Origin of the sequence: Arenibacter sp. P308M17 (genome assembly GCF_003426735.1) — a bacterium.
Taxonomy (GTDB): domain Bacteria; phylum Bacteroidota; class Bacteroidia; order Flavobacteriales; family Flavobacteriaceae; genus Arenibacter.
On record NZ_QVON01000002.1, the window covers coordinates 266187 to 278844 of the forward strand.

Annotated in this window: 7 protein-coding genes; all 7 read left to right on the forward strand. The window is 42.9% G+C overall.

The features are described from left to right. Positions 1-298: 298 nt before the first annotated feature. The 7 genes from D0S24_RS05090 to D0S24_RS05120 all read left to right on the forward strand — a co-directional run bounded on the left by D0S24_RS05090 (position 299) and on the right by D0S24_RS05120 (position 12514). Positions 299-2731, forward strand: a complete 2433-nt coding sequence (locus D0S24_RS05090) for an ABC transporter permease (protein WP_117018782.1) — start codon at positions 299-301, stop codon at positions 2729-2731. 616 nt (positions 2732-3347) lie between these two features. After that, positions 3348-5756: an ABC transporter permease gene (locus D0S24_RS05095; protein WP_117018783.1), complete on the forward strand. Its 2409-nt coding sequence runs from the start codon at positions 3348-3350 to the stop codon at positions 5754-5756. Between the two features lie 447 nt (positions 5757-6203). After that, positions 6204-8573, forward strand: a complete 2370-nt coding sequence (locus D0S24_RS05100) for an ABC transporter permease (protein ID WP_117018784.1) — start codon at positions 6204-6206, stop codon at positions 8571-8573. Between the two features lie 201 nt (positions 8574-8774). Then, entirely contained in the window at positions 8775-9440 is a 666-nt protein-coding gene (locus D0S24_RS05105) for an ABC transporter ATP-binding protein (protein WP_117018785.1), read from the forward strand. 842 nt (positions 9441-10282) lie between these two features. Beyond that, a complete protein-coding gene (locus D0S24_RS05110; RefSeq protein WP_117018786.1) occupies positions 10283-10687 on the forward strand; it encodes a hypothetical protein in 405 nt (134 codons plus the stop codon). Between the two features lie 53 nt (positions 10688-10740). After that, positions 10741-11634, forward strand: coding sequence for a pirin family protein (locus tag D0S24_RS05115; protein ID WP_117018787.1), 894 nt, complete (start codon positions 10741-10743; stop codon positions 11632-11634). A gap of 295 nt (positions 11635-11929) precedes the next feature. Next, the gene (locus tag D0S24_RS05120) at positions 11930-12514 is read left to right on the forward strand and encodes a TMEM175 family protein (RefSeq protein WP_117018788.1); all 585 of its coding nucleotides are present in this window, start codon (positions 11930-11932) and stop codon (positions 12512-12514) included. The last annotated feature ends 144 nt before the right edge of the window (positions 12515-12658 follow it).

Here is a 12658-nt window from a genome sequence, read left to right on the forward strand (position 1 = left end):
GTTAGGGGGAGGTCAAAAAACAAGCTCCTTCCCTTTTCAGGCCTGTCCCGCAATTTCAGCGGGAGGAAAAGGTGGCTTCGACGCTAGGAGAAGACGGAAGGGGTGCTTTGGAACAATGAACAATAAGCAATGCACATAGAATAGTCCCCACCCCGGCCCTCCCCCAAGGGGAGGGAGTTGTTGGGTTGGTGAATTGGAGATATAAGTTGAATTAAAACCGGATCCACCCCCCCTCCTTGGGAGTGCCTGTCCCGCTTTTGGGCGGGAGGGCTAGGGGGGAGGTCAAAAAACGAAAACCATGTTTAAAAATAATCTTAAAATAGCGTGGAGAAGCCTTAAAAAGCATCCCTTCTTTACTTTCCTAAATATATTTGGGCTGGCCATAGGAATGGCCGGGGGAATTTTGGTTTCATTGTACATCTATGATGAATTGAGCTATGACAAAATGTTTGTTGATGCCGATCGTATATATAGAGTTAATGCGGACCTGAAATTCGGAGGGAATATCCGAAACTTTGCGGTAGTAACGGCACCTATGGCCGATGCCGTTAAAAGTGATATTCCAGAAGTGGAACTAACAACAAGATTTCGTACCGTTGGAAGTATGCTTCTCAAGAAAACCGGGTCGGTCCTCAATGCAAAGGAAACCCATGCCACCTATGTGGACGATACCTTTTTTAGCATGTTCGGGATAGATCTGTTGGCAGGGGACCCGACATCGGCATTAAAAAATCCAAATACCTTGGTATTGACGAAAACCGCTGCCAAAAAGCATTTTGATCTTGATCACGCCTTAGGGCAGACCCTTGTATTAAACAATGGCGACACCTATACCGTTACCGGGGTCATCGAGGATTTTCCGGAAAATTCATTTCTAAGGGATTATGGCGTATTTATGTCCATGAAAGGGTACGGCGATGCATGGGGTACGAATTGGGCCGGGAACAATTATCAGACCTATATAAAACTAACCCCCGGTACAGCAGCGAACGACATACAAGCACGTTTGCAGGCCATTGTCGGCAGGTATGTGATACCGGGAATCCAAGAAGTTTTTCCCGGTATTACCGAAGAACAGCTGATAGCATCGGGCAGTTACTTGAATTTTAGCACGATAGCATTAAAGGATATTCGACTACACTCCAACAGGTCGGCAGAAATGAATCCGAACAATAGCATCCAGAACGTATACATATTATTTTTTATAGCCTTATTTCTTATCGTTTTGGCCAGTGTGAATTTTATGAACTTATCTACGGCAGGTTCCTTAAAAAGGACAAAAGAAGTAGGTATCAGAAAAACCTTGGGATCTAACAAAGGGGCACTTAGGGTACAATTTTTAACCGAATCAGGGCTGATTACTTTGGGGTCAATGTTCTTGGCCATCTTTCTTGCCTGGGGTGTAATGCCCTTTTTCAATCAATTGTCGGATAAATCTCTTGGAATACCCTTTGCCGAACCTCTGTTTTGGGGGTGCGTGTTATTGGCAACCGTATTACTGGGTTTGCTCTCCGGTAGTTACCCGGCCTTTTTTATGTCCAAATTCGTGCCCGTCAAAGTGTTGAAAGGTAGTGGAGGAGACAATGTGGGTGGGGCAAAGGTGCGTAACGCCCTGGTAGTCTTCCAGTTTGCCATCTCCGTCTTTTTAATAATAAGTACCCTGGTCGTTTATCAGCAATTAAGATTTATTCAGAGCAAGGATCTGGGATTTGCAAAAGATCAGGTATTGCTCATTAATGATGCTTATGCGGCGGGGGAACAGCTACAATCGTTCAAACAGCAAGTGAAACAATTAGGGGGGGTGCAAAATGCCAGTTTAAGTAGCTTTTACCCCACGCCTTCCAATAGAAGTGATGAAACTTTTAATAGGGAAGGGGCCCTGGGCGGTGAGCATTCCATAAGCATGCAGGATTGGGAAGTAGATTACGATTACGTTTCGGTGATGGGATTGGAAATAATCGCCGGGCGCGATTTTGATTCCTCTTTTGGCACGGATTCTACGGCCATAATTATCAATGAAGCGGCACTTAAACTTTTTGGGGTGAAGCCTGAAGAGGCCTTAGGAATGAGGATTACTAAAGTTATGGAGGAGGACAATACTTCATTTTCTAAGGTTATCGGAATCGTTAAAAATTTTCATTTCCGGTCGCTCCGCGATGATATCGATGCCCTAAGTATGTCTTTGGGAAATTATGCCAATGGAATGGCCGTAAAGTTAAGTGCTGGCAATTTTGGAGCGACCATAGCACAAATTGAAGATATCTGGAAGCAGGTAGCCCCTGGACAACCTTTCAGCTATAATTTTATGGACGAAGCGTTTAATAGCACCTATCAATCTGAACGACGTCTGGGCCAAATTTTTGTTGTCTTTACCATCCTGTCCATTCTTATTGCCTGCCTGGGACTTTTTGGTCTAGCAACCTTTAACGCGGAAAGGCGCATTAAGGAGATTGGGGTCCGTAAAGTTTTGGGTGCCAGCGTAGGCCAAATAACCTATCGATTAACTACCGACTTTTTAAAAATGGTTGGGATTGCCATACTAATCTCATTGCCCATTGGTTGGTATGTAATGGACAAATGGCTCGAAGATTTCTCGTACCGTATTGAAATTGGTTTCGAAATTTTTGCTCTGGCCGCTTTTTTGGCAATCATGGTAGCCGTTTTAACGATAAGTTACCAAAGTATCAAGGCAGCGCTCGTAAACCCGGTAAAAAGTTTACGAACGGAATAGGCCCCACCCCAGCCCTCCCCCAAGGAGAGGGAGTTATTGGGTTAGTGAGTTGGAGATATAAGTTAAATTAAAACCGGATCCATTCCCCCTCCTTGGGAGGGGGTTAGAGGGAGGTCAAAAAACGGAATAGGCCCCACCCCGGCCCTCCCCCAAGGGGAGGGAGTTATTGGGTTAGTGAGTTGGAGATATAAGTTAAATTAAAACCAGATCCATTCCCCCTCCTTGGGAGGGGGTTAGGGGGAGGTCAAAAAACAAGCTCCTTCCCTTTTCAGGCCTGTCCCGCAATTTCAGCGGGAGGAAAAGGTGGCTTCGACGATAGGAGAAGACGGAAGGGGTGCCTTGGAACAATGAACAATAAGCAATGTACAATTAACAGTGGGCCTGTTAACTGTTGATTTGGCCCCATAGTCATTTCGACCCAAAGGGAGAAATCGAAGATTCAGCGAAGCTAAACCGAGGATTCACGAATACCCGTAAAATAAAAATGTTATGAGTTAAATCGCACTAGAGGTGCTCCCGCTTAAATAATATAAAATAAACAGTGTACAGTGAACAATAAGTAGTGAATAGTAAACAGTTGTCAGTGAGCAGTGAATGTAAATAGAAATAGAATATCATGATAAAAAACCATTTTAAGATCGCCTGGCGGAACCTGTCAAAGGACAAGGTATTCAGCTGTATCAAAATCGGGGGCTTTGCAATAGGAATTGCAGCCTGCCTCCTTATTGCCCTTTTTATTCGGGATGAACTAAGTTATGATCGGCATTACAAAAACACCGATCGCATCTACAGGGTAGTAATGCAAGGGGTCATGGATGGGGAGGTGGTAAAGAGCGTGCACTTTCAATTGCCCTTTGCCGATGCCCTAAAATCGCATTTTCCCGAAATTCAAAAAGCGGGTAAAATGAACATGTCCGAACTTTTTGGCGCCGGAAGTAGATCTATGCGGCGAACAGGGGAAATACAGAACAATATAGAGGAAGGTTTTGTCTTTGCCAATCAGGAACTGTTCGAAATCCTGGAAATTCCTTTGGAAGAGGGAAGTGCCCATAATGCATTGGCCAGCCCCCAGAGTATCGTTATTTCAAAGAGTAGGGCCAACATCTATTTTCCCGATGGTAATGCTGTGGGAAAGACCGTTGTTCTGGACAATAATACCGACCGTCCTTACACGATAACAGGGGTTATGCCCGATTTCCCAAAAAACTCCCACCTTAAATTTGATTTTCTGCTTCCAATTGAGGATACCAATATGGGCTGGACCAATAACAATTATTTCACCTATGTCCTGCTCGATAAAAATACGGACATCGATCAACTGGAAAAGAAGATGTACTCCATAGTGAAAAACTATATGATCCCGGCCCAAATGGAACGCGGCCGGGCACCCGATTTTATCGAAGTCCTAAAAACAATCGAATACAAACTGCAGCCCATATCCGATGTCCATCTAAAATCCGACCTAAAAATGGGCGACGGGCTGGATCATGGGGATATTCGTTTTGTATGGCTTTTTGGTGCCATAGCCTGTTTTATTTTAATCCTGGCCTGTATCAATTTCATCAATCTTTCCACGGCAAAATCTGCCAACAGGGCCAAAGAAGTTGGTCTTCGAAAAACGGTTGGTGCCTTTAAGGCCGATCTGGTGGCACAATTTCTTACCGAATCGGTACTCTTTAGTTTTATTTCCTTTATACTGGGTACCTTACTGGCCTGGGTACTGCTCCCCCTATTTAATTCTATGGCCGACAAGACTATTGTGATGCCCTGGACGGCAGTTTGGTTTTTCCCTATCCTATTGTCCTCGGCTTTACTGATAGGCATTATAGCGGGTTTATACCCTTCCTTTTACCTCTCCGCTTTCCGCCCTGTAAATGTACTAAAGGGAAGATTGGTAATCGGGAACAAAAGTGGGAGCCTGCGCAGTGGCCTGGTGGTCTTTCAATTTGCCACCTCCGTTATTCTCATAATTGGCACCTTGGTCATCTACCAACAAATGGAGTATATCCTAAACAAGGAATTGGGTTACAACAAGGAGCAGGTATTGGTAGTGGAAGGAGCCTCCATCTTAGGGGGTAAATTGGAAAATTTTAAGGACCAAATACGAAATGTACCAGGGGTCGTACGTGTCACCGATAGTGATTATCTTCCCGTGGAAGGCAAAAAGCGGAACGGGAATACCTTTAAGATAAACAATGAAAACCACCGTTCCATAGCCTCACAAATTTGGAGGGTAGATTATGATTATATCAAGACCATGGGCATGCATGTGCAACAGGGGCGCGACTTTTCAAGGGAATTTGCTTCCGATTCCGTTAGTTCTATGATAATCAACAAAAAAATGGCAGAAGAAATGGGAATGGAAAACCCTTTGGGAACCTATCTGAACAATGGCCAGGATTGGATAATCGTGGGAGTGGTGGAGGATTTTCACTTTAAATCCCTTAAAGAGGACATTACACCGCTCGCCCTGGTCATTGGAAAGAATTCGGGTACGCTTTCCATAAAGATCAATGAAGCCAATACCATGGGTGCCTTGAACGCCATTGAGCAACTCTGGGACCAAAATATACCTACTATGGCCTTCAATTACAGTTTTCTGGACCAGGATTTTGTAAAAATGCATGCAGGGGTGCAACGTATGGGGAAAATATTCAACAGTTTTGCCCTCTTTGCCATTTTTGTGGCCTGTCTGGGGCTATTTGCACTGTCCGCCTTTATGGCGGAGCAGCGAAAGAAGGAAATTAGTATTCGTTTGGTACTGGGGGCACCGTTTAAAAGTATTTATCGTTTACTGACCTTGGACTATCTGAGGTTAATACTGTTGGCCATCGTACTCGCCGTTCCTATAGGATGGTATATTATGGGCCTTTGGTTGGAGGATTTCGCCTATCGAATTACTATAGGTTGGGAAATATTCGCTATTGCCGGAAGTATGGCGCTGTTCATCGCCCTTTTGACCATTAGCTATCAAGCAGTAAGTGCCGCCTTGTTGGAACCTTTAAAAAGTTTAAGGGCGGAATAGACCCCACCCCACCCTCCCCCAAGGGGAGGGAGAAGGGAAAGAATTAAATAAAAAAAGCAAATAGACTAACCGTTCCCCCTCCTTGGGAGGGGGTTAGGGGGAGGTCAAAAAACAGAACAATCAGTAGGCCGTAAACGGTTGGCAGTAAACAGTGAGCACTGAACAGTAGGCAGTAGACAGTTACCTATGGGCCTGTACGCAGTTGAGTTGACCCCAAAGTTATTTCGACCCAAAGGGAGAAATCGAAGATTTAGCGAAGCGAAACCGAGGGTTTACGAATACCCGTAAAATAAAAATGTTATGAGCTAAATCGCACAAGCTGTGCCCTTCCCTGAAAAGTAGACAGTATAACTATCTGGAGAAACAAAATTGCGGGATTTTAAGCTTTAACTTAATAATAAAAAACAGACTATCTGGCTAGAGTGGGGCCACTAAAAACTAAGAATCATGTTAAAACACAACGTACAGCTTTTTATAAGGAACATCAAAAAAAACAAAGGTACTTTTTTGATCAATGTCCTTGGTCTAGGAGTAGGGATCTCCTCCTTTTTGGTCCTTTTTCTGTATGTCCAAAATGACCTTACCTACAACCATTTCCATAAAAACCTTTCCGATATCTATCGGGTAAGGGAAGGGGAAGGAATTCAGACCAAGGGTCTTTTACTGCCCCAAATGTTGCAGGAAATTCCGGAAGTGGAGAACGGAACACGGATTTTTGACTGGGGCGGGAATCGTTTACGCCATGGAAACGAGGCCTTCTTTGAAAACATACATTATGTAGATCAGGGATTCTTCAAGGTATTCAGTTTTCCCTTTGCAGAAGGTGCTTCCCATGAAAGAAACTTAGAAAAGTTCGGGGCGGTGATCAGTAGGGAAATGGCCGATAAATATTTTGGACAGGAACCCGCCCTGGGGAAACAGCTCCAGGTGGATTTTTCAGATCAGTACCTGACCGTTAACGGAGTAATCGATATCCCTGCGAATTCCTCCATACAGTTTCATATTATAGCTTCCTATGAAACAGGGGAGGCCATTAATCCGTGGATGAAAGGGATACATGATTGGTACAATACGTTCTCCAATACCTACGTCTTATTGAAAGAGGGCTCAAAACCGGAAGCCCTACAGCATAAATTGCAACGTATCGTAACCGAAAATTTCCTTCCGGTAGGCCAAAATACTACCAAGCTTAATCTTTTGCCCTTTAAGGACTATCATGCTGTAGAGGAATCCAACCAGACCCTGATCGTTATTCTGGCCATTATCGCTTTGGGGATCATAGGGATCGCAATCGTTAATTTTATCAACCTGAACATTACCCATGCCATTGCCAGGATCCGGGAAGTAGGGATCAAGAAGGTCCATGGCGCCACTAAAAGAACATTGTTCTTTCAGATCATGACAGAATCCTGTGCGACGAGTTTCGCGGCCCTGGTGCTGGGCGTAGTATTAATAATCCTGCTACTTCCCGTGTTCAACGGGCTTTTTGAAACCCAGCTACGGTTCGATCCCTTTCAAAACCAACTCCTGACAGTCACCCTCTTTGTAATATGGGGACTTGTTAGTCTTTTATCGGGCCTGATCCCATCCCTATTTTGGACCAGGGGCTTAACGGTCCAAAGTTTAAAGGACACACCCTTATCGGGGAATAGGGCTTCCGCTTCCCGCTATGCCCTTATAGTAGTCCAATTTGTAATTGCGATCGTATTGATAGCCGGAACTTTTCTGGTCAGGAAACAAGTGAACGCCATGATCGAAAAAGACCCTAAATTTGACGGTAAAAACGTAATTGTTGTAGAATTGGATTACTGGCAATATGAGGACCAGGAAAAGGCCTATCAAAATTTCTATAGAATAGCGAAGGAGATGGAAACCGATCCCTATGTGGAATCCATTAGTTTTTCCCAAAGTGTTCCCGGCAATTATAATGAAAACTACAATACGTTCTATCCGGAAGGAAAAAAAAAGGAAGAGGCTATTGGGTTAAGAAAAGCCTATGTAGGGGAAGACTATTTTAAAACTTTGGGAATTGAACTGTGGAGCGGGAGCGATTTTGATCCGGCTTTGGCCTCCCTGGAAGAGGGGGTCGTGCTGAACCGAAAGGCCATGGAAACATTGGGCTATCTGGAGGCAAAAGGTCAGATCCTCCATGAAAGCTCGGAAACCGGCACTGCTTATAGGGTGGTAGGGGCCATTGAGGATTTCAGTTATCAAGGGGTACAACGGGAGGTACAGCCTTTGGTCCATTTTATTAGGGATCAAAAAAATCTTGCCGATTGGGGAGCCTTCCTGCTTATCAAGACCAAACCAAGTGCAAGTATTCAAACCCTTGAAACATTGAAGGACCAATGGGAAGAAATGGGCCCTTCCTCCAACCTGAACTATTTCTTTGCCAATGACAAACTAAACGAACACTACAAAGAATATATGAAGATAGAAACCCTGGTAGCTTGGTTTTCCATATTGGCGGGGCTCTTATCATGTATGGGGCTGTTCGCCTTGGCATCCCATAGCATGGCGCGTAGGAAAAAAGAAATAGGGATCCGCAAGGTAAACGGGGCCACCATTGGGCAGATATTGGCCCTTTTGAACAAGGACTTTGCGAAATGGGTCGGCCTGGCCTTTGTCATTGCCGTCCCCCTTTCCTGGTATGCGATGAATCAATGGCTGGAGGGCTTTGCCTACAGGACCTCAATAAGTTGGTGGATTTTTGCCCTGGCAGGATGTATTGCTTTGGCCATTGCCCTTCTCACGGTGAGTTGGCAAAGTTTTAAGGCGGCCACCAATAACCCTGTGAATGCATTAAGGGATGAATGAAACAATGGAACAATTAATAATGTATTAATGGGATAATGTAGCAATGAAAAAATGGAGCAATGGAGCAATGGAACAATTTGCAATATATTCCCAATTGCCAACATTTAAATTCTAAGATCTAACATCTCAATACCAGCATCTCAATTCTAAAATCTAGTATCTCAATACTAACACCTAACATCTAACATCTAAACAAAACATATGTTACTACAATTGAACAATATTTTTAAATGGGTAAATTCGGGAGGACAAAGGGTCTTCCTTCTAAAGGATATTAACCTCTCTGTGGAAGAAGGGGAATTTATTTCCGTTATGGGACCATCTGGTTCTGGAAAATCCACCTTGCTCAACGTCATTGGCATGTTGGATAATTTCGATGAGGGGGAATATAATTTTTTGGATGAACCCGTTCATACCCTAAAAGAAAAACACCGGGCCAATCTGTACAAGCAGTACATTGGCTTTGTTTTTCAATCCTACCATTTGCTGGACGACCTTACGGTGAAGGAAAATCTGGAAATGCCCCTGCTCTATAAAAAAGTGGGCAGCTCTGAACGCAAATCCCTGGTAGCCGATACCTTGGACCGATTTAATATTGTAGGCAAGAAAGATTTGTTTCCGGCACAATTAAGCGGGGGGCAGCAACAATTGGTAGGTATCGCAAGGGCATTGATCTCATCGCCCAAACTCATTTTGGCCGATGAACCCACAGGAAACCTGAACTCCAAACAAGGGGAGGAGATTATGGAACTTTTTGGGCAATTGAACAAGGAAGGGGTCACTATAATTCAAGTAACACACTCAGAAAAGAACGCCACCTACGGATCAAGAACGATCAATCTTCTGGACGGACGAAAAATAAACTGATCTGTAAGCAAAAAGCAGTACGCGATAGGCTATAGGCAGTAATCAGGTAGGCAAAGGCAGGGTTGCAAGCTTTAACTAGATAATATTCAGCCTTTCCATCCTAAAAAATAGGACAGAAGCTATGATCAGTGCAGGCTTATGGCGGGCAATAATATGACCATTAATAAGCTTAAATTTTAGCAACTATTTAATTATAAATCAATTATAAAATTAAGGAGCTCTAGTTAAGAATAGGTGTTATATTAATTCCCTAACTATTCGGCATTTTCGGCTCCCTTTAGGGGCAGGGGGACAACGAAAAGGCCGAAAATTCGATTATTGCCCCATCCCTAAAGGGTGTAATCGAATTTACTATGGAGACCGTTCGACATAAAAATAATTACAAGATATTGATTTTGTGTAAATTAAAAAATTACTGCAGTCCCCTCGACCCGACAGGTGTAATATAAATAACTGATTTTAAACAAAATATATATCGAACTCACGTTGAATAGATCAACCGCACTATTGTTCATCATTAATGTAAGATTATGAAATAGAGTGGATAAAACCGTTAATAATTTAGGGGATAAGTATTTTTGACCTGTGATCATTGAGAATAAAAATATGGTAGATTTGGTATTATGAAATGAGCATAAACAAAATAAATGTTTTGCATACCTCCCGATAATTATCGGGACAAAATAATTAATTTTCCTGCCAGCCGGTAGGTAGGTTTATGCGAAACCGAAAAGTTCACGAACACAATAAAAATAATATGTCCGTGAGTAAAGCACAGCGGATGATTTATACATAAAATTTTTATTACACTAATTTTCACATTAATAAAAATTTTCTAATAAATGAAAAGTGTTGGAAATACCTTGATCGCAAATAACGAACCTTTCGAAGGACTTGGGGAAAATACAGTGTCCCTAGTGGCAGAAATACCAGTATGTTCCTTTTCGGGCGGACCTGCCGATGGTTATATTGGTCTGTCCGGCCCAGGTTATCATGACGAAATCAGATTGATAGGGGCCATTGGTTCAAAATTTGTGGAGACGGCCATCGTCAACGTATTGGGACAAGGGGTGGAACAAGTTCAATGGCCGGTAATATTGGATCTCAACAAAAGAATTTACTACCATTCCTATCAGGCCCACTTAAAGGGACTATCGGCCATTATGGGCTGGAAGGAGTTTTTAAGGTCCAATGATAATGTGGGTAAGAAGTATCCCCAAATTGGCACTAATAATAAAACCTTATAGTCTCTTATTTTTCCCTAAAAAGAATCGACTCTTAATATAATACAAAAGCAACAATGTCCAATATAAACCTCATTATTGAAGAACGTGCGGCCGACATTGGTAATTTTATGGTAGGAAGGTTATTGCCATTTCGTCAAAAACGTATGGTAGGCCCCTTTATTTTTATTGATCATATGGGGCCTGCACTTATGGGTCCCAAGGAGAATATGGATGTGGATATGCACCCACATATCGGCCTATCCACGCTCACCTATTTGTTCGAAGGATCGGTCTTCCATAGGGATAGTTTGGGAACGGCCGTTGAAATAAAGCCCGGAGCGGTAAATTGGATGACCGCGGGCAAGGGAGTTGTCCATACCGAACGGACACCGGATTATTTAAGGGATAAAACAAAAAAATTACACGGGCTGCAGATATGGGTAGCGCTTCCCAAGGAACAGGAACAATGCAAGCCTTCATTTGTACATATAGATGCCAATGACCTGCCAGTTTGGAAGGATGACGGACTTGATATCAAACTAATTGCCGGGGAAGCTTTTGGCAAGATCTCCCCAGTTCCCGTTTACAGTCGGCTATATCTTATAGAAATCAAATCCAAGAACGAAACATTGGTCAATATAGGTAAACACCTTTTTGGAGAAAGTGCATTATATATTTTAGAGGGAGCCATCAAATCCGACGGCAACACCTATCAACCAAAACAGATCTTAATCGCAAAGGACAGCACCCTATGCTCGTTTGAAATGGGGCCGGATACAACGGTATATATCTTTGGGGGCGAGGCATTCCCAGAGGAACGCTTTATTGAATGGAACTTTGTTGCCTCGGATAAGGCTGTTATTGAAAAAGCAAAGTCCGATTGGAAAAACGATAAATTTCCTTCGGTTCCAAATGAAACCAAACGCGTACCATTACCTTCGTCCCAACCATTTATTAAGCCGAAATAGCCAGGGTACGGTAATTAAAGGTATAAGGGCAACCGTAGCAAATAGGAATCGGCCATAAAATTAACTAACTGGACGCAGAGCGTACGAGGTACCAGAATCAAGACCGCTGCGCTACAAGAACCAAGATACAAGACAAAATAATCCAAGGCTGTATATCGTGTCTACCTATAGACCTAAACCAGAGGCTATACCTCGGGGAATTTTATTGATTAAACTAAAAATGTAACATCACAGCAGAGCCAGTATAAAAATAATCGCAGTAAGTGATCCTATAATAACCAAACTAACAAACATTATGAAAACGGGAAGATTGGAAGCTTTTAGTGATGGGGTTTTGGCCATCATTATTACCATTATGGTTTTGGAAATGAAAGCCCCTGAAGAAGTAAGTTTAAATGCACTCTTAAAAGTAGCTCCAGTCTTCATAAGCTATTTGTTAAGCTTTATCTATGTAGGTATCTATTGGAACAACCACCACCATTTAATGCATGTAACCCAAAAGGTAAACGGTAAGATCCTTTGGGCAAATCTCCATTTGCTATTTTGGTTGTCCTTGATACCTTTTACAACAAGTTGGTTGGGGGAACACCAACACTACAAAGAATCCTTACCTGTTGCAGCGTATGGATTTGTACTGTTAATGTGCGCGGTGGCCTATTTTGTTTTAGAGCGGGTATTGATCAACTATCATGATGACCACTTCGCGTTGAACAAGCTTCCCAAGTTAAAATGGAAGGACTACGTGTCCACCACACTATATATATTGGCACTACCATTGGCGTTTATAAATACGTTGCTCTCCATTATTTGTTTTGTTGGTGTTGCCATTATCTGGATTATGCCGGAACGTCGTTTGGAAGAATTTATGGAAAAGGAATAGGTATAGTCCTGCTGGAACATATAAATTGAAAATCCTATATCGCCTGTATCGACAGCCTGAATTGATAATTCAACTAAAGAGACCTTATTCTGGATCAATGGATTATCCACACGGAAAAGGGGGATCAATTTATCCGGATATGAT